Raw genomic sequence first — 24,101 nt, 5'->3', positions numbered from 1 at the left:
TTTGCTCAGAAAGTGTCTGCCGATCGTTGGGGGTCGTCAATTTGCCGAAAGACGTGTGCGGCCCGCTTCCTGCAGGAGCACGTCGGCCGCCTTCTCCGCGATCATGTAGACCGCAGCGACAACGAAGAACCCGGGGATGCGCGGGAACACCGAGGCATCGACCACGCGCAGCCGCTTCACGCCGTGCACCCTGAAGGTGCTGTCGAGGACCCCGCCCTCTTCCTCCGCGCCGATGGGGCACGAGCACGAGGCGTGATGGCCCCATGCGGTGTCGCGCACATAGGCGGCCAGCGCCTCGTCGCTCTGCGCATCGGGCCCGGGTGCGATCTCTTCGGCGATCCATCCGCTCTTGATCAGCGGCACCGTCATGCGGCGCACGAAGCGAATCGCCTCGACCACCGCCTGAAGGTCTTCGCCAGCCGGGTCGCTGTGTTCATCGAAGTAGCGGAAGTCGATCTCGGGCATGTCGCGCGGGTCCGCCGAACGCAGGCGCACCGTGCCGGCGCGATTGCGCGTGTGGGCCTTGAGCACGGCCCAAGTGAGGCGGTCCTGATACTCGCTGATCCATTTCGAGAAGCCGTGGAAGTAGCCCTCGAATCGGGCCAGCAATGCCATGCAGAACAGGTCCGGCGCCTGGTCGTGTTGCTGTGCCGCCTGCGACCGCTGCACCACGCCGAGCGCCGCGCCGTTCGATGCGTACATGCCCGATTCGCCATCGTTCCAATGACGCCACAACGTGTCGTCGCGATCGAAGCGCGCACCTTCGAGCACTTCCCACGGCGCGCGCATGCGATGGGTGACCGCCACCTCGTACCGATCCTGCAGATTGCGCCCGACGCCCGGAAGGTCGACGCGCACCGGAATGCCGAGCGCTGCAAGATGATCCGCCGGGCCGATGCCGGAGAGCATGAGCAATTGCGGCGTGTTGAAGGCGCCGCCGCACAGCACGACTTCGCGCTGCGCCCGGACCTCATGCAGGTCGCCGTTCGACTCGCTCGGGTATTCGTGGGCGCGGTAGAGCCTTTCGCCCTTGCGGTACTCGACCCCGCTGACGCCGCCATCGGAATCGAAGAGCAGCCGCGTGGCAAGCGCATTCATTTCGATGTGCAGGCGGTCAGGATGCCGCTGTGCGACGTCGATCAGTCGCTCTCGCACCCCCACGCGCCGGTGCTCCGACGTCGCCAGCGGCGTGTAGCAGATGCCCTCGAAGCTCTTGCCCGTCGCGCGCCGCGCATTCGGGTCGCCCATGCCGCCGCGCAACCAGCGCAGCGTGCTGAGCATGGGCGTGGGCAGGCTGCTCGTGAAGGTGCGCGCGGTGTCGCGCAGCACGCGCACCAGCCCGTCGTCGCCGAGCACGGTCAGCGGGACGGCTTTTTCGGTGCGCAGCCAGCCGTGCCATCCGTGCCCGGTCGGATCGAGCCCGAGATGTCGCAGCGCCCGCCACACCGGGCGGTGCCGGCAGTCCTCCACCCGCTGCGCATAGCGTCGCATGTGGGTGGCGCGCCAGGAGAGGTCGCCGGTGAGCTGCGCGATGTGATCCCAATCCGAGGCATGCGGCAGCATGAAGATCATCGCGTTGTGCGCGGTGCAGCCACCAAGGCCTGCCGCACGCGGATAGAACACGCCCTGCCCCGGCGCGTACTTCCAGTCCCTGGCCTGCTGCGCCTCGTCGGCGTAGTGGCGCACGTGGAAGTTCCAGCTCATCGCCGGGTTCTCGCAGGCGAAGGCATGGAAGGCCGGCACGTCGTAGTCGTCCGGCAGGCGGTTGTCGCCCGTGCGTGGATCGCCGCCAGCTTCGATCAGGAACACGCGCATGCCCGCCTCGGCGAGCCGCGCCGCCAGCGTGCCGCCGCCCGCCCCCGATCCGACGACGACGTAGTCCCACTCGGTCGGGTCGGGTCCATGCATGAGGCGCGGTCGGTGTCGCGGTCAGAAGGTCTTGAGGAAGGCGATCAATGCGCGCTTGTCGTCATCGCTCAGCACGGGCTCGCGGCCGAACGATTTCTCGTCGGCGCTCAGGCTCTCCTGCTGGTTGAACTGCGCGGTGCCGAAATAGTGGCCGCGATTCACCACGAAGTCGGGGCACTTGCTCAGCTCCAGCATCGGGCCGCGCACCACGGCGAAGTGCTTGCGCAGTTCCTCGTCGGTCGCGCCTGCCGGCACATTGGCGAGCGTGCGCTTGAGCGTGACGAGCAGTTCGCCGACATCCTTCACGTGGCTGGCCTTCTCGCCAATGCTGTCGGCTTCGGCGCGCAGCTTGAGGTTGGCCAGCAGGTTCACCGGCACGCCCTGGGGGATCGGTCCGAGCACGATGTCGCCCTCGTCCTTGACCAGCCACGGCAGCCATCGGTGCAGCATGCCTTGCAGGGGTTGCGCCGCTTCGGGCACGAAGCCGGCGGGAACGGTCACGGTGCTGCGCTCGGTCGTGCGGTCGATCATGCCGCCGGCCTTCGCGCCGAGCTCGGGATCGGTCTTGCGCTTCTCGGGCCACAGCATCTGCTCGATCGAGGCGTCGAAGACCTTCATCCGCGCTTCGACGGAGGGGTTGTTGTCGGGATCCGCCTCGCCGACCGTGTTGTTCAGGAGGAACGGCGCGGTCGACCACACGCTGATCAACGAAGGCACGCGCGTGAAGCCGCGCCCGCCCGCCGGCATCTGGTAGGGCTTCGGCTCGCCGGTGAAGGGATCGACGATGGTGATGGTGCCCACCGAGGGCAGGTTCTTGTAGGTCTGCGACGAGAAGTTGTCCCAGATGTTGCCGCGCAGCGCGTTGGTCGCGAGCGGGCTGCACGCATTGGTGCGCAGCAGCGTCACCGGGATGCGCTGGTCGGTGGAGAGGTAGTTGCCATCCAGGAAGTCCGGTGCCTGGACGATCTTGCGCATCTGCATCTTGTACTCGTCGGTCTGCGTCCAGTTCCAGTAGCGCTTGAAGCATTCGACGTAGCCCGGACCGGCGCAGCGCGCAGGCGTCAGGCCGAGCGATTCGGGCACGGGCGGTGCCTTGCTCGAATGGCAGCGCGCGCAGGTGTCGGCGAAGGCGACCTTGCCGCGCTCCAGCGTCGCGGCATCGGCCATGTACTTGTCGCCGCCGGGCGCATCCTTGAGGTGGTCGGGCTTTGCCGCCTTGAGGAAAAACTTCGCCGTGTCGAAGTTGCCGATCTCGGTGGCCTGCCAGTAGCTCGAGTTCTTCTGCGCCGATGCGATGAGGATCGGCGTGATCGTCTTGCCGCCGACCACGGGGTTGAAGTGCAGCAGCCATTCCTCGCTGAAGAGGCCGATGTTCAGGTACACGCGATTGAGCGCACCCAGGAGCCCGACCGAATCCGCCCCGTCCTTCAGCACGCGCGGCGTGCGCACGATGCTGTCGCCCTTCGAGAAGAACTCGGTCAGCGGCCCTTCGGTGAGGAAGTCGTTGAACTGCTTGTTGTCCAGTTCGCCGCCCGCGAGTTTCTCGGCGCCGAGCCGCTTGGCCAGGCCCATGCGCGCGCCGAACTCGTAGACCGCGTTCATGGTGCGCGGGTTGTTGATCATGTCGGTGGAGACCAGCGAGGTGTCCATCGTGCCCGGCCGGTAGGTGTGCGCGAGCTGGTACATGTAGTTGGTGCGGCCCTCCGGCTTGTTCGAGTTGTGGATGAAGAGCCGGTCCACCCACATGTACTGCGCGCCCACCGACGAACTGAGGTTCTCGAACTTCGGGCTGTTCGGATCCGCGGGCGGCTTCACCGGGCTCGGCCCCAGGTGGCAGAAGCCGCACGACATGCCAACGCGGTAGGGCCGCACGAGGTCCTTGCGGTTGTAGTAGCTCGGGTCGGTGTAGTACTTCTCGGCATCCCATTCCTTTGCCGCCTTCTCGTCGAAGGCCGGATTGGGAAAGAGCCTGAGGCCAGCGATGCCGGTCGCATAGCCGTAGTACGAACCCACCGGCTGCGTGGTGCCGTCGCCCAGCGGCTGGCCCCGCGATCCGATCTTGACGCCCGGATACTTGCTCTCGTTCTCGAAGGGGTCGGGCGCGCAATCCTTGCTGCGCACATCGAGCCACAGGCCGCGGCGGTTCTTGTCGGGCCCAGCGGCGTTCTCGAAGCAGGGCTCGTTGACCAGGCCGAAGTACTTCCACCGATTGGCGCGCGAATAGCCCTGGCTGGGATGCGAGCTGATGATCTTCAGCAGGTCGAAGGCACCGAAGGTGTAGTCGGTCATCAGGTTCCAGAAGCGATCGTTGCCGCCGCTCCAGACCAGCCACATGTTGCGGCCGCGGATCTCGTCGGGCGAGAGCGCGATGCCGTTGTCCATGTCGTGGAAATAATCCTCGTCCGCCTGCGGAAACGACTTGGCTTCGCGTCCGGCCAGCCGGGCTTCGTCGAGAACCTCGCCGGGCTTGGGCCCCTTGGAACACGCCGCTAGCACGGCGCAAGCGAGAAGCGGCAGGAGACTTGCCGCGCGCCAGCTACTCTGGGTCATGCTTTCCCTCCTGCGTCAGCGCCCACGCGAGCAGGCGGCTGGGATGGCGCAGTTTGGAGGGGGGTGCGCGCCTTGACTATCGGCCATGCGCGCTAACGCGAAGGGAGTATGCGGCGTGGCGCTCGCTACGCAGGCATCTTCAGCGCGTCTTGCCGGACTTGCGGTAGCGCCCCGTGACCTCCGCCACCATCGTCTCCTTCGGCAGCAGCTTGGTGCCGCCGACCCAGAGTTCGGTCGCCCGGTCCTTGCCGTCGCGCACGCGGCGGACGGTCTGCCCAGGGCTGTTGAAGGCCGACGTCTTGCGGATGATCCCGTCGTCCTTGCCGGTGATCGTGAACTCGGTGGTGGCGCTGTCGAATGGCGTCAACATCGCCGGTGCGATCTGGCAGACCACCTTGCCCATCGCGACCAGATCGGTCGTGCCCCACATCGACCACCAGCGGCCGTTCCAGCCCTGCAGTGCCTTGGCCGGCGCGCCGTGGATGCTGAACGCGGAAAGGATGCTCGCGATGCCATCGACCCACGCGTACGCCAGGCCGTCGATCGCGTTGGTGAGCACGGTGATGGTGAAGCCCGTGGCCGGAAAACGTGCGGTGCGCGAGATGAAGCCCTGCAGGCTGCCGGTGTGGCCGAACCACTCCTTCGGCCCGCGCTCGTTCATCATCGTGCCGAGGCCGTAGTGGAACTCCATGGTGTTGCACTCGTCGCGCCAGCGGCGGTGCATCATCTCGCGCCGGCTGGCTGGCGAGAGGATGCTCTGCTTGCTCTCGGGCGCAAGCTGCGCAAAGAAGCGCGCCACATCCGAAGCGGTCGACACGAAGCCGCCCGCCGGAGCGATCGCGTTGCAGGCGTTGTCGCCCGGCACGATCAGCCGCTGACCGAACGGAAACTCCGTGGTGTGGCCGGAGGCCATCGGCGCGGATTTCGGCAATTGCGGCATGTCGGGCGCAGTCTCCTTCAGGCCGGCGGCTTCGATCACGTTGCGCGTGATCCAGTCCGCGTACGCCGTTCCGCTGATCTCCTCGATCAGGATGCCGAGCAGGCCGTAGCCGTGGTTCGAATACTTCAGCTGGACACCCGCATCGAGCGGCTGCTTTTTCGCAAGCTCGCCGAGCAACTCGGCGCGCGACAGATAGGGGCGGCGATCGAGGAACTGGCCGGCATCCGCACCGTCGCGCACCACGCCCGCGCCGTGCGACAGCAATTCGCCGATGCGTGCCTTCGCCAGGTCCTTGTGAAGGCCGCCGACGTAGCGGCCGATGGGATCGTCGAGCCCCAGCTTGCCCTGCTCGCGCAGCAACATCACGCCGCTGGCCGTGAAGGTCTTGGAATGCGACGCGATGCGAAAGCGATGCCTCGGCGTCATCGGCTTGCCGGTTCGCATGTCCGCGACGCCGATGCCGAATTCGGCAATCACCTTGCCGCCTTGGGCGATGGCGACTGCGCAGCCGGGTTGGCGGTAGCGTTCGACCTGGAAGTCGAGCCACTTTTGGATGTAGTCCAGGGCGGCGGGCATCCACGAGGGACTTTTGCTCTCGTTCTTCTTCATGGGCGCTTGGGTCTCCGATCAGAAAAAGGGGCCGGGAGTGTAGCCGGCTGGCGACTGATGAAGAGCCAGGCGCTCAACGCACTCAACAGCGCCAGCGCTGCACAGATGCCCATCACGCAACGGAATCCTGACACGAACGCCGCGTTCACCGCGTACCGCAGCGCGTTGCCCGTCGCCTCATCCACGCCGGGCGGAAGCGCCGCGCCCGCCAGCTGGCTTCGCTGCGATTCGAGAAACGCCGTGGCCTGCGCGGATGCGCCCGCGTCGCGCAGCCCTTCCCCCAACTGCGCACCGAACGCCCACGCCATCACCACCCCGAAGACCGCGATCGCCAGCACCGAGGCCGCGCGCGACACTGCGTTGTTCACGCCCGATGCCATACCCGCCAAGTCCGGCCCAACGGCGTTCATCACTGTCGTCGTGAGCGGCGCGACAGTCACGGTCATGCCGAAGCCCAGCACCACCACCGCGGGAAAGAACGCCGTCCAGTAGTTGACCCCCACGCCCGGCAGCGCGAACAACGCGAACCCGACCGCCGCGATGCTCGGCCCGATGACCAGCGGCCCGCGCGGTCCGAAGCGATCGACGAGCTGCCCCGCCCAACCCGACAGCGCGAACATGATGAGGATGAACGGCAGCAGCGCAGCGCCCGCAGCCGTCGCCGAGTAGCCTTGCACCTGGATCAGGTTGAGCGGGAAGAAATAGAGCCCGCCACCCAGCGCCGCGTAGAGCAGCAGGGTCAGCAGATTCGCCCCGCCGAAGTTGCCGATGCGCATCAATGACAGCGGCAGCATCGGCGAGCGCACACGCAGCTCGACCCCCACGAACGCGATGCCGGCAACGACGCCCGCGACCAGCGCTGCAAGCACCGTGCGCGATTTCCAGCCCTGCGTCGGCGCTTCGATGAAGGCATAGACCACGCCGCCCAGCGCCAGCGTCGCGAGCGCCGCGCCCGGGACGTCGAGCCCGGCAGCCGACTCGCCGCCGCGGCTTTCCGGCACATGCCGCCACACGATCAGCAGCACCGCGATGGCCATCGGCACGTTGACCAGAAAGGCCCAGATCCACGAATAGCGATCGACGAGGAAGCCGCCGAGCACCGGCCCGATCGCGGCGGTGATGCCGCTGAAGCCCGACCACGTACCGATGGCGCGGCCGCGTTCCTTCTCTGGAAACGACGCGCTGATCAGCGCAAGGCTGCCCGGCACGAGCATCGCGCCGCCGACCCCCTGGACGGCTCGCGCGAGAATGAGTTGTTGCACGTCGCCCGACAGTGCGCATGCGACCGAGGCGATCGCGAACAGCGTCACGCCGATCGCGAAGATCCTGCGCCGCCCGAAGCGGTCGCCCATGGCGCCGCCGACCAGCAGCAGCGCCGCGAGGAACAGCGCATACGACTCCACCACCCACTGCGCCTGGAAGGCGGTCGCATGCAGGTCCGCCTGGATCGCGGGAAGCGCGACGTTCACCACCGTTCCGTCGATGAAGGCCATGCTGGAGCCGATGATCGCCGCGGCCAGCACCCAGGGCCTTGCGGCCGGTGCGCAATCGAAGGTCTCGCAGCCGTGGCGGATCAGCGCGTCGTCGCCCGGCGGCTTGCCGATCTGGGTCATTGGGACGCCTTCCAGGTGCCATCGAAGGCCCGCCAGTATGAAGGCAAGCCACGCGCGCCGTGCAAGGCGATCGAATGGGCGCATGCCAGCGCGCCCTGCGTGCTAGATTGCCCGCCGGCAGCGGCACGACGCCGCGCAAGGACGAGAGGGCTGCAATGGTTTCCCGATTGTTGAAGTTCCTGAAATGGACCGCGCTGGTGCTGGTCATCGTGTTCGTCACGGCGATCGCCCTGCGCACCTACGACGTGCAGCGCGGACCGCCGCTCGAGCGCTGGCACACCTTCGTGCCTCATGAGCTGTCTCGCGACGAGCTGCGCAAGGCCGACTGGGCCGCCTACATCGCCGCCGAGAACAAAGCCTTCGACGAAGTGCGCACCCAGGTCACCGAGAAGCTGCCACCCGACGCTCAGGTGCCCAGCAACCGCTACTACAAGGACAGCGTGATCTACCCGGGCCGCTTTGCGCAGGACTGGAACCGGTCGTATGTCCTCGAGCCCGAAGGCGCGCCGCGCGGCGCGGTCGTGCTGCTGCACGGCCTCACCGATTCGCCCTACAGCTTGCGTCACATCGCGCGTCTGTACCGCGATCGCGGCTTCGTCGCGGTGGCGATCCGGATGCCGGGGCACGGCACGGTGCCCTCGGGCCTCACCAGCGTCGATTGGGAAGACTGGTCGGAGGCGACGCGCCTGGCGGTGCGCGAAGCGCGCCGGCGCGTGCCCGCGCCGCTGCCGCTGCATGTGGTGGGCTTCTCCAACGGCGGTGCGTTAGCAATGAAGTTCGCGCTCGACGGGCTCGATGACCAGGGCCTCGCGCGACCCGATCGCGTCATCCTCATCGCGCCGATGATCGGCATCACCGAGCTCTCGCGCTTCGCGGGCGTGTTCGGCTGGCCGGCGATCTTCCCGGCGTTCGCGAAGGCGGCGTGGTTGGGCATCGTGCCGGAGTTCAACCCCTTCAAGTACAACTCGTTCCCGGTGAACGGCGCGCGGCAGTCGTCTCTGCTCACACGCGACCTGCGCGCCCACATCGCGCGCGAGGAAAGCGCGGGCAACCTCGCGAAGCTGCCGCCAATCCTCACCTTCCAGTCGCTGATCGACTTCACGGTGAGCACGCGCGCGATCGTGACCGGGCTCTACGCGCGGCTGCCGGCCAATGGCAGCGAGTTGGTGCTCTTCGACCTGAACCGCAGCGTCAAGTTCGGCCCGCTGCTGCGCTCGGGCAGCGACCTGCGGCTGGACCGCATCCTGCCGGCCGCGCCCAGAAACTTCCGCTCGACCATCATCACCAACACCGGGCCCGACAGCCGGCAGGTGGTGGAGCGCGTCACCGAAGCCGGCGCGACCAACGAGCAGGCGCGCACGCTGGACCTGGAATTTCCGCTGGAGGTGTTCTCGCTCTCGCACCTCGCACTGCCCTTCCCGATGAACGATTCGCTGTATGGCATGCGGCCCGACAACACCGACGAGTTCGGCGTCAATCTCGGCTCGCTTGCGATGCGCGGCGAACGCGGGGCGCTGATCGTCAGCCTCGATTCGCTGTCGCGGCTGTCTTCGAATCCGTTCTTCCCCTACATGGCAGATCGGATCGCCGACGTCATTCAGGCCAAGTAGCGTCAGGCGTGGCGAGGGGCCGGCTGGCGGGTTCGCAGCGTGCTGAAAACCGCCGCCACTGCGGCGCAGCACGCGGCGATCGTCAGCGCGATCACCTGGCCCTTGCCGTCATGCGGCGGCCAGAAGCTGAAGACGCCGGCCAGGATCACCGCGCCCAGCGTCTGGCCCGTGAGCCGCGCCGTGCCCAGCATGCCGCTGGCGGCGCCGCTGCGGTGGGGCGGCGGCGAGGTCACGATGGTGTGGTTGTTGGGGGACTGGAACAGCCCGAAGCCCAGGCCGCACAGCACCATGCGCCATGCAATGTCGGCGTTGCCCGGATGCGCGGGCAAGGCAGCCAGCAGCGCGAGTCCCGTCGCGAGTGTCGCCAGGCCGATGCCGCCGAGCAGGCCATCCGGGTACTTGCCGATCAACCGGCCGGCGATCGGCGCCATGAAGACGATGGCCAGCGGCCAGGCGGTGATCAGCAGGCCGGCCTCGAAGTGCGAACGGCCGTAGGTCTCCAGCAGCAGGAACGGCAGCGCGATGAAGGACAGCATCTGCGCGCAGAACGCAGCGACCGAGGTGCCCATCGACAGCGCGAACACCGGAATGCGCAGCAGATCGACCGGAAACAGCGGCACCGCAAGCGACAGTTGCCGCCGGATGTAGATGAATCCGATCGCCACGCCCGCCAGCAGGATCGCCCATGCGCCGACGCCGATGCCCTGCCCCTGCTCGCCGCGCACGCCGAGCCGGTCGGCGCCGATGAAGATCAGCGCGAACATCAGCACGTTGAGCAGCACGTCCAGGCCGGAGAAGCGGGAGCCCGATACCGAAGCGCGTTCGCTCACGGGCAGCGACTTCATGCCGAGCACCAGCGTCAGCGCGCCGAGCGGCACGTTGATCGCGAACAGCCACGGCCATGAAGCCACGGAGAGGATCGCCGCCGCGACCGACGGTCCGGCCACCGACGAAATGGCCACCACCATCGAGTTGATCGCCATGCCCCGCCCGAGTTGGGCACGCGGGTAGACGAGCCGAACCAGCGCCGAGTTGACGCTCATGATCCCGGCCGCGCCCAGGCCCTGGAGCGCCCGGGCGCCGATCAGCATGCCGAGCGAATTCGAGAAGGTCGCGACCACCGACGACGCGGCGAACAGCGCCATCCCCACGAGGTACACGCGCCGGTAGCCGATCAGGTCGCCGAGCGAGGCGAGCGGCAGCAGCATCACCAGCGTCGCGATCTGGTAGGCATTGACCACCCAGATCGCATGGGAGGCGTCGGCGTTCAGCTCTCGCGCGATGCCGGGCAGCGCGAGATTGACGATGGTGCCGTCGAGGACGGACACCGCGAGGCCGAGGATGATGACCAGCATCGCGTGCGAGCGCTGCGGCATCGGCAGGCCATCGCGGGCGGCGACGGCGGCTGCGGAGGCTGTGGTGGCCGACATCCCTTCACCCTGCCGCGTAACGGGTCGCCCGACGGCCTCCGAGCGTGATCCAGGCGAGCACCACCGCGATCAAGGCGCCGCCTGCCATGCCCGCGACCATCGGCAAAGGCCGGCCGTCGGTGAACAGGCCCACCACCGTCATGACCACCGCACCGGTGAGCATCTGCATCGTGCCGAGCAGCGCCGAGGCAGTGCCGGCGATCGCACCGTGCTGTTCGAGCGCCAGCACCGAGGTGGTCGGGATCACGAAGCCCATCAGCGCACTCGCGATGAAGTACAGCACGATGAGCACCGCGAGCCGGTCTCCGCCGCTCAGGTAGTAGAGGAACATCGCGGTCATCACGAGGCCGCAGCCGGTCACGCTGGTCTTGACCACGCGCACGATGCCGAAGCGCTCGCACAGCATGCCGTTGAGCTGCGCCGCGCCGAAGAAGGCCGCGGCATTGACGCCGAACGCCACGCTGTACATCGTGGGCGACAGGCCGTAGTGGTCGATCATCACGAAGGAGGAGTTCGCGAGATAGGTGAAGAAGCCAGCCATCGCGAATGCGCCGATGAACACGAGCCCGAGGTAGTGCCTGTCGCGCAGCAGGACACCGTAGGCGCGCAGCGCGCTGCCCAGGCTGCTTTCCACGCGTTCCTCGGAGGGCCGCGTTTCCTTGAGCACCGACGCGATGGTGGCAAGGCCGATCACCGCCGCGATCGAGACTGCCCAGAACACGCCGCGCCATCCGGTGAGCGCGATGACCGCGCTGCCGGCCAGCGGCGCGAGGATCGGCGACACGCTGAACACCAGCATCAGCAGCGACATCAGCCGCGCCGCGTCGTTGCCGGTATGCAGGTCGCGCACCACCGCGCGCGGGATCGCCATGCCGGCCGCCGCGCCGAGGCCCTGCACGAAGCGCAGCGCGATCAGCATCTCGATGCCGGTCGCCAGCGCACAGCCGATGCTCGCGAGCGCGAACAGGCCCAGCCCGAAATACAGCGGCGGCTTGCGCCCGACCATGTCCGACACCGGCCCGTACAGCAACTGCCCCACGCCGAGCGCAAGGAAGAACACGGTGAGGCTCATCTGCACCGGCCCGATGGCAGCATCGAGGCTGCTGCCGATCTCGGGCAAGGCGGGGAGATACATGTCGATGGCGAACGGTCCGATGGCCGACAAGAGGCCCAGCACGAGCGCGATCCTGAAGAAGCGCGAAGAAGTCATTCGGCAGATTGTCGCCAAGCTCTCGATGGGCCGTGAAAATAGGGGCTAACCCCCAGCCTCGCCCACTTCGTGTGGCTCGGCCCCCCCTTTGAGGGGGCAACCCCGGCGGCCCGGCGAAGCCGGTTCCGCGGGGTTCGTGGTTCGTGCCGTCAGAACAACGGTGCGGTATCGCTGTCCGGCCGTGCGCCTTCGATGGCCAGCATGCGCAGCTTCGATGCCGCGCCGCCGTGTGCCGAGAAGCCGCCCCATTTCCCGCCCGCCGCAAGCACGCGATGGCACGGCACCACCGGCGCGAAGGGGTTGAGCCCGAGCGCCTGCCCAACGGCGCGTGCCAAGCCCTTGTCCCCAAGCTCTTCCGCAATCTCTCCGTACGTCCGAGTGCGGCCGGGCGGGATGCGGCGTGCGATGGCGTAGACGCGCCGGTGAAACTCGCTGACGCCTTCCAGATCCAGCTCGATCTCGGCGAGGTCCAACGGCTCGCCTTCGAGCAGCGCCCGTATCGAGGCGATGGCGCGCTGCACCTCGGGTGGCGGCTCGCACTCGTTCAACGTCGGGAAGCGGCGCGCCATGCGCGTCCGCGTCTCGGTCTCCCCTGCCTCAGGCAATTGCACGCCGACCAGCCCATGCGGCCCCCACGCGATGCCGCACGCGCCGATGGCGGTAGCGAACAGCGCAAGGCCGGTCGGGTTCATGGCGGCCGCCGAAAGCTCAGACCGCGCAGGCCGGCACCTGGTTGGCCTTCAGCGCCGATACGCTGCCGGCGATCGCATCGGCCAGCCTCGCGGTCACGCGCTGGGCGCCTTGCGCCAGCGCATCGAAGCCGCTGCCCACGGGCTCGGAGAGCGAGAGCTGGCACCCTGCCGCCGGCCCTTCGTCGGTGCGGCGAACGGTCCAGCTGAAGCTGGCGTCCACCCGCTTGCCCTCGATGGCGTCGAACTGGCCCAGTTGCACCGCGATGCGAGTCGCGGGCTGGCCGCGCTGGCGACCGGTCTTCGTCACGTCGACCGCGCCGAGGCGGCTCGCGATGCCGCTACCGAGCGCGTCACGCAATTCGTCCTCGAAAGACGAGGACCAGCGATGCTGCTCCAGGATATCGACGGCCGGGCTGTCCGGAGCGTCCTTCTTGCGGACCACGAACTGCGGGCGCGCGAAGCGCTCGGGCATGGAAATGGGCGCAAGCTCGATGTAGGCCGGCGTGCCCGCCGTCGCGGATGGGGCGCGCACAGGCAGGCCCGTGTCCGCGAGGCTGTAGTACTGCGGCCCGCCAGCGCTGCCGCAGGCAGCCATCAGCCAGGTGGTTGCGAGCGCCACTGCAGCGAGGCGGATGGGATTCTTCGTCATTTCTGCTTGTCCTCCGGTTTGCCGCGCAGCAGGGATTCGGGATGCCGCTCGAGGTAGTCGGTGAGCACGCGCAGCGAACCGGCCGCACGCGTGATCTCCTGCAGCGTCTGTCGCAGGTCCTGCTGCAGCGGCGAATCGTCGGCGATGGTCTTCTCGGCCGTATTGAGCGTGCGACGCACGTCCTTCACCGCGGCGGCCATCTCCGGCGAGACGTTGTCGTTCAGGCCCTTGATCAGCTGCTCGGTGGAGACGAGCGTCCGGTTCAACGAAGCAATGGACTTGCGCAGGTCGCCGCTGATCTCGTCGAACGGCACCTTGTTGAGCTTGCGCGCGATCTCGGTCACTTGCGACTGCAGTTCGTCCAGGCTGTTGGGCGCTGTCGGCAGCTCCAGCGGATTGCGCGTGATGTCGAGTTTGACCGGCGGCACCTCGGGGAAGAAATCGATCGCCACGTAGACCTGCCCGGTCAGCAGATTGCCGGTGCGCAACTGCGCACGCAGGCCCTTGCTGACCAGGAACTGCCAGCGGTCGAGCTGCGTGTATCGCGGGTCGGGCTGGGTCGCCGAGCGGCGCCGCAGCCGGTCGGGATAGATCTGGATCACGACCGGCATCTTGAACTCGCGCTCGTCGCGGTCGAATTCCACGCCGATCGACTTGACCTCGCCGATCACCACGCCGCGAAAGTCCACCGCCGCACCCGGCGACAGCCCGCGCAGCGACTGGTTGAAGTACAGCAGCATGGTCTGCGACGGGCCATCGGGCTCCTTCATCGCCGAGGTCTCGTCCCCGGACAGCGTGAAGGCGGTGTTCTCCTGCGCGACCGGCCCGCTCACGTCGTCGGGCGACTGGAAGGCGATGCCCCCCAGCAGCACCGTCGCGAGCGACTGCGTGCGCACCTTGAGGCCGCCTGCGCCGAGCTCGACGTCGAAGCCGCTGGCGTGCCAGAAGCGCGTGTTGACACCGACGAACTTGTCGTAAGGCGAATTGATGAATACGCGCAGCGTGACGCCGCGCCCGTCACCATCGAGCTCGAAGGCCGCGATCTGGCCCACCTTGATGCGGCGGAAGTACACCGGCGAGCCGATGTCGAGCGAGCCCACGTCGCGCGCGCGCAGCAGGAACTGCCGTCCCGATGCATCCCGCGTCACGATGGGCGGTGTTTCGAGGCCGGTGAATTCGCCCGAGCTTTCCTCGGACGTGCCCGCATCCGCGCCGATGTAGGCGCCCGAAAGCAAGGTGCCGAGGCCGGAGATCCCCGACGTGTCGAGCCGCGGCCGCACCACCCAGAAATGCGTGTCCTTGGCGGTGAAGCCCGAGGCTTCCTTCTTGAGCTGCACCAGCACGCGCACGTGCGAGCGGTCGTGCGCAAGACGGATGTTCTGCACCGTGCCGATCTGCACGTCCTTGTACTTGACCGCGGTCTTGCCGGCCTCGAGCCCTTCGGCCGTGCGAAAGGTCAGCACGATCTCGGGGCCGCGCTCCATCAGGAGCTTGACGACCAGCGTCACGCCGACCAGCGCCGCCACGATGGGGATCAGCCAGATCAGCGACGGCAGCCAGTTGCGTCGCTTCGCGACCGCCGGTGCGGCCAGCGGGGGTGTCGTCATGCGGTTTCTCCACTTCTTTTCATGTCGTCCTCGGCGCTGTCCTCGGGAGCGGGTGCGTCTCGCACGTCCCAGGTGGAACGCGGGTCGAAGCTCAGCGATGCGAGCATGGTCAGCACCACCACCGCACCGAAGGCGGCGATGCCGAAGCCCGCGGTGATCTCGGCGAACCCATGGATGCGCACCAGACCGGCGAGCAGCGCCACCACGAAGACGTCGAGCATCGACCAGCGGCCGATCACTTCGAGGATGCGGTAGAGCCTGGCGCGCTCCTGTTGCCGCCAGTCACTGCCGCGTTGCGACAGGTAGGTGAGCAGCGTCAGCGCCGTCAGCTTGAAGAGCGGCACCAGGAAGCTCGCAATGAAGATCAGCGCCGCGAGCCCGTACGCGCCCGAGACCCAGAAGTAGATGACGCCGCTCAGGATGGTGTCCTGCTGCGTGCCGAACAGGCTCTTGGTGATCATCACCGGCAGCATGTTCGCCGGCAGGTAAAGGAGGGCCGCCGCGATCAGGTAGGCCCAGGTGCGATTGAAGGTGTCGGGCTTGCGGCTGTGCAGCTTCGTGGCGCATCGCGCACAGGGTTCGCCCTCCGCAGCGCCTTCCCACACGGAGCCGCAGTGGTGGCAGCTCTTGAGCCCGCACTGCGCGGCGGTTTCGACGGGCACCAGGGGATCGGGCTCGCTCATTGGGGAACCTCCGTGCTTCGCACTGCGGTGCGAGCGCCTTCGGGCGGCCGGGCAGCGCTCATTGCTCTTGTTCCGGACGGGGCTCGAAAGCCATTTCCCAAAAGGCGCGCGGGTTGAACGAAATCACCGCTGTCAGCAACACCGTGAGCGCCGCGAAGGCCCAGAGCGCGGGGCCGGCGATGACCTGCGCCATGCTGCTCAGCTTGATGATCGCCACCAGCACGCCAAGGAGGAACACCTCGACCATGCCCCAGGGCCGAAGCGATTGCAGCAGCTTCACCAGCACGCCGAAGCCGGCCGGCCGGCGCTCGTACGCCATCGGCACCAGAAGGTAGGCCAGGATGCACAGCTGCAGCAACGGAAAGAGGATCGTCGTCGCCAGCACCAGCAACGCGACCGGCGACATGCCTTCGGACGAGAGCGCGACCACCGCCCCGGCGAGCGTGGTTTCGTTCGACAGGCCCTGCAGCTCGATCTCGACGATCGGGAACAGGTTGGCGATCGCGAAGAGGATCAGGCAGGCCACGGTGAGCGGCAGGATGCGGGCGCTCTGGTCGCCGGCGTGCCGGTCGAGCTCGGTGCCGCAGCGCGGGCAGCGCGACACCTCGCGCGGGTGCAGCGCGACGCGGCGGTAGATCGCGTCGCAACCTTCGCAGACGATGGCGTCGGGGATTTCTTTCATGGTCTGGGTCGCCCATTGTCGGTGACGTTGGCGACAAGAAAGTCAAGCAGGGCCCGTACCCGCGCCGGAAGCCTCCCGGCCTTTCCCAGATAAACCGCATGGATCGGGGCGACGTCTCCCGGATTGAATTCCTCCATCACCGGCACGAGGCGGCCCGCGTCGATGTCGCCCTGGACGTGGTAGCGCGACAGTCTGGCGAGCCCGAGACCCTCGACCACCAGCACGCGCAGCGTTTCGCCATCGGCCACGCGCACATTGCCGACGGTGGGGATCTCGATCGTGCGGCCGTCCACGCGCAGCGCCCATTCGGCCGACCTTCGATGACGGGTGTAGCCGAGTCTGTTGTGCGCTTCGAGCTCCTCCGGCGTGCGCGGGGTACCGTAGCGGGACAGGTAGGCCGGCGAGGCGACGATCACCTGTCGCGTCGTGCCCAGGCGGCGCGCGACCAGATCGGACGGCGGCAGTTCGCCCCAGCGGATCGCGACGTCCGCGCGCTCCTCCATCAGATCGACCACCCGGTCGGTAAGTGACAGATCAAGCGTCACTTCGGGATGCTGACGGGTGAAGCGCGGGATCAGCGGCGCCAGCACATGGTGCCCGAAAGACACGCTCGCGTTGATGCTCACCCGCCCGCGCGGCAGTGCGCCCGCCGCGGCGCAGCGCTCGGCCTCGTCCATGTCGGCCAGCACCCGCACGCTGCGCTCGTAGAAGTTGCGCCCCTCGGGCGTGAGTTGCAGCTTGCGGGTCGACCGATGCACCAGTTGCGTGCCGAGCCGCCCTTCCAGCCGCAGGATCAGCTTGCTGACCGCCGAGGGCGTCATCCCCAGCACACGGGCGCCGGCCGAGAAACTGCCGCGATCGACCACTTGGACGAAAGCTTCCATCTCGCCGGAGCGATTGACTTCGATACGGGGCATGGCGATTCGAGATTTGTGACTTCAGTTCACAGCTCTATATCCGACGCGCATTCTAGTCACGAAGCGACCGCGCCCGCACAGTACGGGACATCATGCCCATCGCTCTACTCGCCCTCACCGCCGGTGCCTTCGGAATAGGCACCACCGAATTCGTGATCATGGGCCTGCTGATGCAGGTCTCGTCGGATCTTCATGTCTCCATCGCCACCGCCGGCCTGCTCATTTCGGGCTACGCCGTCGGCGTGGCGGTCGGCGCGCCGCTCTTGACCATCGCCACGCGCCGCGTGCCGCGCAAGACCGTGCTGCTCGCGCTGATGGCGATCTTCACCGTCGGCAACATCGCCTGTGCGCTGGCCGCCAACTACGACATGCTGATGGCCGCACGCGTCATCACCTCGCTCGCGCATGGCACGTTCTTCGGCGTCGGCTCGGTCGTCGCGACCGGCCTCGTGCCGCCGGAGCGCCGCGCCTCGGCGATCTCGATCATGTTCACCGGCCTGACCGCCGCCACCCTGCTCGGCGTGCCGGCCGGCGCGTGGCTCGGGCTGCACTTCGGCTGGCGCGCGACCTTCTGGGCCGTGGCGCTGATCGGCGTCATCGCCTTCACGGTGCTCGCAGTCTTCGTGCCGCGTGGCCGGGCCGACGGCCAGCAAGCGCCGTTGCGCGAGGAAATCGCGGTGCTCGGCCGGCCGCAGGTGCTGCTCGGCCTCGCGGTCACCATCCTCGGCTTCGCCGGCGTGTTCCTGGTCTTCACCTTCATCCAGCCGCTGCTGACGCAAGTCACCGGCGTGGCGGAATCGTCGGTGTCGCCGATCCTGCTGGTCTTCGGCGGCGGGCTCGCCATCGGCAACCTGCTGGGCGGCCGGCTCGCGGACCGCGCGCTGATGCCCGCCCTGATCGGCACCCTGCTCGCGCTGGCCGTGGCGCTCGGCGCGATGCAATGGCTGATCCACACCCCGACCACCGCCGTGCTCTTCGTGCTGCTTCTCGGCATCGCCTCGTTCGCGACGGTCGCGCCGATGCAGATGCGCGTGCTGGAAAAGGCCGCGGGTGCGGGCCAGAACCTGGCATCGAGCCTGAACATCGCGGCCTTCAACCTCGGCAACGCGCTCGGCGCATGGGCCGGCGGCATGGTGATCGACCACGGCCCGGGCCTCGAGGCGCTGGGATGGACCGCCGCCCTGTTCACTCTCGGCGGGCTCGGCATCGCCCTCTGGAGCCGCGCGCTCGACCGGCGCGTCGCCCTGCCCGACTGCGCGAGCGTCGGCGCCTGACATCCGCCGAACCCCTTCTTCGATCAATGGAGAACCACATGGAACAACGCTATCTCGGCAACTCCGGCTTCAAGGTGCCGGCACTCGGCTTCGGCACAGGCACCTTCGGCGGCACCGGCCCGCTCTTCGGCGCCTGGGGCCGCACCGACGTGGCTGCGGCGCGGCGCATCGTCGACATCTGCCTCGACGCCGGCGTCAATCTCTTCGATTCGGCGGACGTGTATTCGAACGGCGCGTCGGAATCGATCCTCGGCGCCGCACTCGAAGGCCGCCGCGACAAGGCGATCATCTCGACCAAGCTGTCGCTTCGCTCGGGCGATGGGCCGAACGACGTGGGCTCGTCGCGCCATCACATCGTCAAGGCCACCGACGCGGCGCTCAAGCGCCTCGGTACCGACTACATCGACCTGCTCCAGTTGCATGCCTTCGACGCGATGACACCGGTCGAGGACGTGCTGGGCACGCTCGACGACCTCGTGCGTGCCGGCAAGGTGCGCTATATCGGCGCATCGAACTTCTCGGGCTGGCAGCTGATGAAGTCGCTCGCGGCGTCGGAGCGGCGCGGCCTCGCCCGCTATGTCGCGAACCAGACCTACTACTCGCTGATCGGCCGCGACTACGAATGGGAGCTGATGCCGCTGGGCATCGACCAGGGCGTGGGCGCGATCGTCTGGAGCCCGCTGGGATGGGGCCGCCTCACCGGCAAGATCCGTCGGGGCCAACCCTTGCCCGACGGCAGCCGCCTGCATGACACCGCCGCGTTCGGCCCGCCGGTCGAAGAAGAGCGGCTCTACCGCGTGATCGATGCGATGGACCAGATCGCCGAAGAGACCGGCAAGTCGATCCCGCAGATCGCCCTCAACTGGCTGCTGCGCCGCCCGACGGTTTCGAGCGTGCTCATCGGCGCGCGCGACGAGGCGCAGCTGAAGCAGAACCTCGGCGCGACCGGCTGGGAACTCACGACCGGGCAGGTCGCGCGGCTCGATGCCGCGAGCGCGGTGACGCCGCCCTATCCGTACTACCCGTACTGGAACGGGCAGTTCTCGGAGCGCAGCCCGCTGCCGGTGTAGGCGGTCAAGCCTCGACCAGCACCTCGAATCCACCCCAGAACATGCGCTTGCCATCGAACGGCATGCTCTTCGCGTCCATCATGTCGGCCAGACGTGGATCGCTCATGACCTTGGCGTTGACCTCGTCGCGCTGATCACGCGACTCGAAGACGACGTAGGCGAAGATCACGGTTTCGTCGTCTTTCAGCTGGACGCTTTGCGGGAAGGAAGTGACTTCGCCGGACTTCACGTCATCGGCGATGCACTCGCGGTACTGGAGCGCGCCGTGTTCGCGCCAGATCGCGGCGGCGCGTTGCGCGAGCGCGCGGTACTTCTCGATGTTGGCTTTGGGGACCGGCAGAACGTATCCATCGACGTAGGCCATGCGGCGTCTCCTTGATGTGGATTGACAGCGATACCGAACCGGAAGGCTTCAGTCTACGCAGCCAGTCGCCACGGGGCCAAGTCCCGTTCGGCGGCACGGGCATCGCCCGCGCCGCCGATGCCGCGTCACTGCGCCCGCAATTGCGCGCGCAGGTTCACGCCGATCTCGGGCCGCTCCAGGAAAGGATCGGCCGGGTTCTCGATGGCAACGATGTTCTCCATCCGGCTCTTCACGTTGCCCAGCGCCTTCGGGTGGCTGAACACGTAGAACTGGTTCGCGGAGATGGCGTCGAACACCTTCTGCGCCACCTCCGCGGCGGTGACCTTGCCGCTGCTCACCGCCTTGTCACTCATGGCCTGGCCGATGAGCTGGCTCTTCGTCGGCTTTCCGGCAGCGAGCTCGCCCGGCCGGTTGCGCTGACTCTGGCTGATGCCGGTGGGCACGAAGTACGGGCACAGCAGGCTCGCGCCGATCTGGTCGGTAACGAGCTTCAGGTCCTGGTAGAGCGTCTCGGTCAGGCTCACCACGCCCGCCTTCGCAGTGTTGTAGATGCCCATGTTGGGCGGCGTCAGCAGGCCGGCCATGCTCGACGTGTTGACGATGTGGCCTCGGTACGAAGGGTCCTTCGCGGCGGCTTCGAGCATCATCGGCGTGAACAGGCGCACGCCGTGGATCACGCCCCAGAGGTCGACGCCCAGCACCCATTCCCAGTCGGCGACAGTGTTTTCCCACACCAGCCCGCCCGCACCGACGCCCGCGTTGTTGAAGACGAAGTGCGGCGCGCCGAAACGCTCCTGCACCGCCTTGGCGAGGTCTTCCATCTGCTTCGCATCGGCCACGTCGACCTTGCGCGCCAAGACCTGTGCGCCGGCGGCTTCCATCTCGGCCTTCGCCTTGTCGAGTGCGTCCTGCTGCACGTCGACGAGCACGAGGTTCATCCCGCGGGCCGCGCCGATGCGCGCGCACTCCAGGCCAAAGCCGGAACCGGCGCCGGTGAGAACAGCCGTGGTGCCCTTGAAATCCTGAATCATTTGCGCGTTTCCTTTCGTCGTCTCTTGTGTGCAAAGGCGCTATTGAAATATGGAAAACCGATTGGTGCAGTCACGAAGGTGCCGACATGGCTGCGTCGGGGGCGCGCCGGGGCGGCGGCGGTCCCTGGTGGATGTTGCGACATCCCAGTCAACGAATGACTACCAAATCGTTACACTCAATGTAACTAGTTGTCGCAATAGATGAGGAGTGAGGAATGAGGGTTTGGAGAACGTGGGCAGGTGCGGATGGAATCGTGCGCGCCTTGCTGGGGCGCTTCGTCGTGCTCGCAGCCAGCCTTTCGCTGGCCGCGTGCGGAGGTGGAGGTGGAGGTGGAGGAGGCCCGAGTGGTTTCGTGGCCTCGGCTTCGTCGGCGCCGCCCGCTTCAGCGCAAGCCAGCGCGGAGACCTCCACCACTTCTCCGACGCAAGTCGCGTCTCCGGGTGGCTCGGAGACTCCGACCACGCCGACGACCCCGGCAATACCGGATCCGCAGAAGTCCGAGCCGCAAGGGCTCCATTACGGCCGAAGTATGGTGTCGTATGCAGCAGGGACTCAGATCGTCCCGAACCAGCCGATCTACAGCGGCGATTCGATCGAGCAATTTACCGTCGACCCGCCACTACCGGCAGGGCTGACCATTGATCCGGCGAGCGGCATCATCAGCGGTTCGCCACAAACCCCGTCGAGGACGGTGATCTACAAGGTGACCGGTCGCAATGCCGGCGGAACGGCAACGGCGGGGTTACGGATCGAAGTGTCGCCACGCACCGTGGCCCCGGGCAATCTGCGCTACGCCGTCGAATCGCCGATCTATCGCCAAGGGCAACCCATCGCACCCAACACGCTCAGCGCCCAAGGCGGCGACTTCACGCTGGTGACGGTGTCGCCCAGCCTCCCGATCGGCCTCATGCTCGATCCGCGCACGGGCACGATCACCGGAACGCCCATGCTGTCGAGCCCGCAGGCGTACTACAGGGTAACCGTCAGCAATGGCGCAGGCTCGAACACCGTCTTGTCACTGAGTATTTCTGTCGAGGGGACGACACCACTTCCGGGCCCGTTGCAGTATCACAAACAGAACGCTGCCTACCTGCTCGGCCAGCCCATCATTCCCAACCTGCCGCTCGGTGGCGGTGGGCCCATCACCCGCTTCAAGGTCGAGCCCACGTTGCCGTCAGGACTGAGCCTGGACACGGTCAGCGGCGCCATCAGCGGCACACCGCAGGCGTCGCAGCCTGCAACCGACTACGTGATTACCGGCAGCAACACTGCGGGCAGCGTCTCGGCGACCGTTTCCATCGCAGTGCAGGCGCAGGGCCTGATGAGCTTTGCTCGAAGCAACTTCGGCCTCGTCCTTCTATCGGATGGCAAGGCGCTCGCGACCGGCGGCTACTTTTCCAGCATCTTCTATGAGTCCCCGACCAACAGCGCGGAAGTCTTTGATTCGGGCTCGAACCAATGGACCGCGACAGGTTCAATGAATGCCCGACGCGGGTTCCACACCTTGACCCTGCTACCCGATGGCAAAGTGCTTGCTGTCGGCGGCCTCGATAGCGAGCCGATCGCGAGCAGATTCTTGAGTAGTGCCGAGCTCTTCGACCCTACCACCGGTCAATGGACGCCTACAGGATCGATGAGCGTCGCGCGTGGCAACCATACGGCCACTCTGCTTCCCAATGGCAGGGTATTGGTTGTCGGGGGGGTTTCCGGCGCAGCGGGGCGCGTTGCCGAACTGTATGACCCAGCAACCGGGCAATGGACCCCGGCCGGTTCGCTCAGCAACGCGCATCAGGGCGGCGTCTTGCTCCCGAACGGAAAAGTGCTGGCCTATGGAGGGGAAAGCGCGGTTTCGGAGCTTTACGACCCTCTCACCGATACCTGGTCGCTCTCCGGGTCGATGTCCGTGCGGGACCTCCCGGCCTTCGCAGTCTTGCTGCCGACTGGCAAGGTTCTGTCGGCTGGCGGCCTGTCCTACGACACACTCGCCTTCTTGAGCACCGCCAATCTCTACGACCCGTTGGCCGGGCAATGGACATCCACCGACCCCATGAGCACTGCGCGCTTGGGCAACACGGCAACGCTCCTGCCCAGTGGGAACGTGCTCGTCGTGGGCGGAATAACCGGCGACTACAGCTACTTGAGCACCGTGGAGATCTATGACTCGGTGACGGGACATTGGCTCAGCGCCAATCCGCTGGCCGAGGCGCGCAGCGCACACCGTGCGGTCGCCCTGCCGGATGGCAGGATCCTCCTGGTCGGTGGCGGCCATGGCAGTGGTTCGATCAACTCCTCGGTGTTCTACATCCCCGGACCATGAGGCCTCGACACGGCGGTGGCTGAAAATATCTGCGGCCACTTGCCCGAGTCCATGACATGAACCTTTGCGAAGAATCGTCCCCTGACAGCACCGCCGCGCGCGTCGCGTTGTGGCGCGCGCTGCATGTGGAAGTCGACGCCCTGCCGCATGTGTTCGAAGACACGGTCGGTCTTCGGATGCTGGCGCCAGGTCCGCACTGGCGCGAACGCGGCGACATGGACCCGCAGTTCACGCGGCCCTTCCGGGCTTCCATCGTGGCACGCGCCCGCTTCATCGAGGATCTGGTCGCGGAGCAGATCGGGCACGGACTCACCCAGTACGTCATCCTCGGCGCCGGCCTGGACAGCTTCGCGCAACGGAGGCCGGAGATCGCATCCCGGCTCCACGTCTTCGAGGTGGACCCGCCCGGGCCTCAGGCGTGGAAGCGGCAACGTCTGGATGAGCTCGGCTTCGGAGCGCCCAATTGGCTGCACTTCGTGCCGGTCGATTTCGAGGCCAGGGCGTCCTGGCTCGAGGGGCTGCGGAAGGCCGGCTTCGACGAGCACCAACCCGCCATCGTGGTATCGACCGGCGTCAGCATGTACCTGAGCAAGGAAGCAAACGCCGCGACCTTGCGACAGGTCGCGGCACTGGCCCCCGGCTCGATGTTCGCCATGACTTTCCTGCTTCCGCTGGAGATGGCGGAGCCGGCGGTGCGGCCCGGGCTGGAGATGGCGGAGAAGGGCGCAAGGGCCAGCGGTACGCCCTTCATCAGTTTCTTCGCGCCGCAGGAAATGATGCAGATGGCGCACGATGCGGGCTTCGGCGATGCCCGGCACGTGTCGGCAGCGGATCTGGCCGAGCGTTATTTCAGGGACCGGGCCGATGGCCTGCGCCCGCCCGTGAACGCTGAGGAACTGCTCCTCGCGATCCGCTAGGACAAGACCGCCGACGGGTTCACAATC

At 67.2% G+C, this 24,101-nt stretch carries 19 protein-coding genes; 5 read left to right on the top strand and 14 right to left on the bottom strand.

What is annotated here, in order from left to right:
* Positions 1-36 precede the first annotated feature (36 nt).
* From BLW05_RS01275 to BLW05_RS01260, 4 genes are all read right to left on the bottom strand, one after another.
* Positions 37-1,908 (bottom strand): GMC family oxidoreductase, encoded by a 1,872-nt coding sequence (locus BLW05_RS01275; protein ID WP_093158704.1) that lies wholly within the window; start codon positions 1,906-1,908, stop codon positions 37-39.
* A gap of 21 nt (positions 1,909-1,929) precedes the next feature.
* Entirely contained in the window at positions 1,930-4,458 is a 2,529-nt protein-coding gene (locus BLW05_RS01270) for a hypothetical protein (RefSeq protein WP_093158702.1), read from the bottom strand.
* Between the two features lie 139 nt (positions 4,459-4,597).
* Positions 4,598-6,007, bottom strand: a complete 1,410-nt coding sequence (locus BLW05_RS01265) for a serine hydrolase domain-containing protein (protein WP_093158699.1) — start codon at positions 6,005-6,007, stop codon at positions 4,598-4,600.
* A complete protein-coding gene (locus BLW05_RS01260; RefSeq protein ID WP_093158697.1) occupies positions 6,004-7,620 on the bottom strand; it encodes an MFS transporter in 1,617 nt (538 codons plus the stop codon). Before BLW05_RS01260 ends, BLW05_RS01265 begins: the two co-directional genes overlap by 4 nt.
* A 155-nt stretch (positions 7,621-7,775) precedes the next feature.
* Here BLW05_RS01260 and BLW05_RS01255 point away from each other — a divergent pair, with 155 nt between their 5' ends.
* On the top strand, positions 7,776-9,230 hold the full coding sequence (locus tag BLW05_RS01255) for an alpha/beta hydrolase (RefSeq protein WP_093160350.1): 1,455 nt from the start codon (positions 7,776-7,778) through the stop codon (positions 9,228-9,230).
* 2 nt (positions 9,231-9,232) lie between these two features.
* On the opposite strand, the gene BLW05_RS01250 is transcribed toward BLW05_RS01255, so the two are convergent.
* The 8 genes from BLW05_RS01250 to BLW05_RS01215 form a co-directional block, all read right to left on the bottom strand.
* Positions 9,233-10,660 (bottom strand): MFS transporter, encoded by a 1,428-nt coding sequence (locus BLW05_RS01250; protein ID WP_093158694.1) that lies wholly within the window; start codon positions 10,658-10,660, stop codon positions 9,233-9,235.
* Between the two features lie 4 nt (positions 10,661-10,664).
* Complete coding sequence (locus tag BLW05_RS01245; protein ID WP_177142529.1) at positions 10,665-11,870, bottom strand: multidrug effflux MFS transporter; 1,206 nt, start codon at positions 11,868-11,870, stop codon at positions 10,665-10,667.
* Positions 11,871-12,019: 149 nt separating this feature from the next.
* Positions 12,020-12,562, bottom strand: a complete 543-nt coding sequence (locus tag BLW05_RS01240) for a methylated-DNA--[protein]-cysteine S-methyltransferase (protein WP_093158692.1) — start codon at positions 12,560-12,562, stop codon at positions 12,020-12,022.
* A gap of 16 nt (positions 12,563-12,578) precedes the next feature.
* On the bottom strand, positions 12,579-13,211 hold the full coding sequence (locus tag BLW05_RS01235) for a PqiC family protein (RefSeq protein ID WP_093158688.1): 633 nt from the start codon (positions 13,209-13,211) through the stop codon (positions 12,579-12,581).
* On the bottom strand, positions 13,208-14,818 hold the full coding sequence (locus BLW05_RS01230; protein ID WP_093158686.1) for a PqiB family protein: 1,611 nt from the start codon (positions 14,816-14,818) through the stop codon (positions 13,208-13,210). The genes BLW05_RS01235 and BLW05_RS01230 overlap by 4 nt, the downstream gene beginning before the upstream one ends.
* Positions 14,815-15,501 (bottom strand): paraquat-inducible protein A, encoded by a 687-nt coding sequence (locus tag BLW05_RS01225; RefSeq protein ID WP_093158684.1) that lies wholly within the window; start codon positions 15,499-15,501, stop codon positions 14,815-14,817. The genes BLW05_RS01230 and BLW05_RS01225 overlap by 4 nt, the downstream gene beginning before the upstream one ends.
* Positions 15,502-15,559: 58 nt before the next feature.
* Positions 15,560-16,183 (bottom strand): paraquat-inducible protein A, encoded by a 624-nt coding sequence (locus tag BLW05_RS01220; protein WP_093158681.1) that lies wholly within the window; start codon positions 16,181-16,183, stop codon positions 15,560-15,562.
* The gene (locus BLW05_RS01215) at positions 16,180-17,100 is read right to left on the bottom strand and encodes a LysR family transcriptional regulator (RefSeq protein WP_093158679.1); all 921 of its coding nucleotides are present in this window, start codon (positions 17,098-17,100) and stop codon (positions 16,180-16,182) included. Before BLW05_RS01215 ends, BLW05_RS01220 begins: the two co-directional genes overlap by 4 nt.
* Positions 17,101-17,192: 92 nt before the next feature.
* Between BLW05_RS01215 and BLW05_RS01210 the strand changes: the two genes are divergently transcribed.
* Both BLW05_RS01210 and BLW05_RS01205 read left to right on the top strand, forming a co-directional pair.
* Positions 17,193-18,374 (top strand): MFS transporter, encoded by a 1,182-nt coding sequence (locus BLW05_RS01210; RefSeq protein ID WP_093158676.1) that lies wholly within the window; start codon positions 17,193-17,195, stop codon positions 18,372-18,374.
* A gap of 38 nt (positions 18,375-18,412) precedes the next feature.
* Positions 18,413-19,444 carry an aldo/keto reductase gene (locus BLW05_RS01205; protein ID WP_093158674.1) on the top strand — a complete coding sequence of 344 codons (1,032 nt, stop codon included), beginning with the start codon at positions 18,413-18,415 and terminating at the stop codon, positions 19,442-19,444.
* A 4-nt stretch (positions 19,445-19,448) separates the two neighbouring features.
* On the opposite strand, the gene BLW05_RS01200 is transcribed toward BLW05_RS01205, so the two are convergent.
* Both BLW05_RS01200 and BLW05_RS01195 read right to left on the bottom strand, forming a co-directional pair.
* Positions 19,449-19,808 (bottom strand): DUF1428 domain-containing protein, encoded by a 360-nt coding sequence (locus BLW05_RS01200; RefSeq protein ID WP_093158671.1) that lies wholly within the window; start codon positions 19,806-19,808, stop codon positions 19,449-19,451.
* Between the two features lie 125 nt (positions 19,809-19,933).
* A complete protein-coding gene (locus tag BLW05_RS01195; protein ID WP_093158669.1) occupies positions 19,934-20,839 on the bottom strand; it encodes an SDR family oxidoreductase in 906 nt (301 codons plus the stop codon).
* 533 nt (positions 20,840-21,372) lie between these two features.
* Here BLW05_RS01195 and BLW05_RS01190 point away from each other — a divergent pair.
* Positions 21,373-23,157 carry a putative Ig domain-containing protein gene (locus BLW05_RS01190; protein ID WP_177142528.1) on the top strand — a complete coding sequence of 595 codons (1,785 nt, stop codon included), beginning with the start codon at positions 21,373-21,375 and terminating at the stop codon, positions 23,155-23,157.
* Positions 23,158-23,213: 56 nt separating this feature from the next.
* Positions 23,214-24,074: a class I SAM-dependent methyltransferase gene (locus tag BLW05_RS01185; RefSeq protein ID WP_093158664.1), complete on the top strand. Its 861-nt coding sequence runs from the start codon at positions 23,214-23,216 to the stop codon at positions 24,072-24,074.
* Positions 24,075-24,101: the final 27 nt, after the last annotated feature.

This window comes from Variovorax sp. YR216 (assembly GCF_900107745.1).
GTDB lineage: Bacteria > Pseudomonadota > Gammaproteobacteria > Burkholderiales > Burkholderiaceae_C > Variovorax.
This window is presented reverse-complemented; position numbering and strand designations above follow the sequence as displayed.

Bases quoted from the DNA above. Each gene is read 5' to 3' on its own strand.
- BLW05_RS01215 (WP_093158679.1), bottom strand. From the start codon at position 17,100: ATGCCCCGTATCGAAGTCAATCGCTCCGGCGAGATGGAAGCTTTCGTC.
- BLW05_RS01195 (WP_093158669.1), bottom strand. From the start codon at position 20,839: ATGATTCAGGATTTCAAGGGCACCACGGCTGTTCTCACCGGCGCCGGT.
- BLW05_RS01235 (WP_093158688.1), bottom strand. From the start codon at position 13,211: ATGACGAAGAATCCCATCCGCCTCGCTGCAGTGGCGCTCGCAACCACC.
- BLW05_RS01240 (WP_093158692.1), bottom strand. From the start codon at position 12,562: ATGAACCCGACCGGCCTTGCGCTGTTCGCTACCGCCATCGGCGCGTGC.
- BLW05_RS01245 (WP_177142529.1), bottom strand. From the start codon at position 11,870: ATGACTTCTTCGCGCTTCTTCAGGATCGCGCTCGTGCTGGGCCTCTTG.
- BLW05_RS01205 (WP_093158674.1), top strand. From the start codon at position 18,413: ATGGAACAACGCTATCTCGGCAACTCCGGCTTCAAGGTGCCGGCACTC.
- BLW05_RS01220 (WP_093158681.1), bottom strand. From the start codon at position 16,183: ATGAAAGAAATCCCCGACGCCATCGTCTGCGAAGGTTGCGACGCGATC.
- BLW05_RS01270 (WP_093158702.1), bottom strand. From the start codon at position 4,458: ATGACCCAGAGTAGCTGGCGCGCGGCAAGTCTCCTGCCGCTTCTCGCT.
- BLW05_RS01255 (WP_093160350.1), top strand. From the start codon at position 7,776: ATGGTTTCCCGATTGTTGAAGTTCCTGAAATGGACCGCGCTGGTGCTG.
- BLW05_RS01225 (WP_093158684.1), bottom strand. From the start codon at position 15,501: ATGAGCGAGCCCGATCCCCTGGTGCCCGTCGAAACCGCCGCGCAGTGC.
- BLW05_RS01185 (WP_093158664.1), top strand. From the start codon at position 23,214: ATGAACCTTTGCGAAGAATCGTCCCCTGACAGCACCGCCGCGCGCGTC.
- BLW05_RS01210 (WP_093158676.1), top strand. From the start codon at position 17,193: ATGCCCATCGCTCTACTCGCCCTCACCGCCGGTGCCTTCGGAATAGGC.
- BLW05_RS01250 (WP_093158694.1), bottom strand. From the start codon at position 10,660: ATGTCGGCCACCACAGCCTCCGCAGCCGCCGTCGCCGCCCGCGATGGC.
- BLW05_RS01260 (WP_093158697.1), bottom strand. From the start codon at position 7,620: ATGACCCAGATCGGCAAGCCGCCGGGCGACGACGCGCTGATCCGCCAC.
- BLW05_RS01265 (WP_093158699.1), bottom strand. From the start codon at position 6,007: ATGAAGAAGAACGAGAGCAAAAGTCCCTCGTGGATGCCCGCCGCCCTG.
- BLW05_RS01230 (WP_093158686.1), bottom strand. From the start codon at position 14,818: ATGACGACACCCCCGCTGGCCGCACCGGCGGTCGCGAAGCGACGCAAC.
- BLW05_RS01275 (WP_093158704.1), bottom strand. From the start codon at position 1,908: ATGCATGGACCCGACCCGACCGAGTGGGACTACGTCGTCGTCGGATCG.
- BLW05_RS01200 (WP_093158671.1), bottom strand. From the start codon at position 19,808: ATGGCCTACGTCGATGGATACGTTCTGCCGGTCCCCAAAGCCAACATC.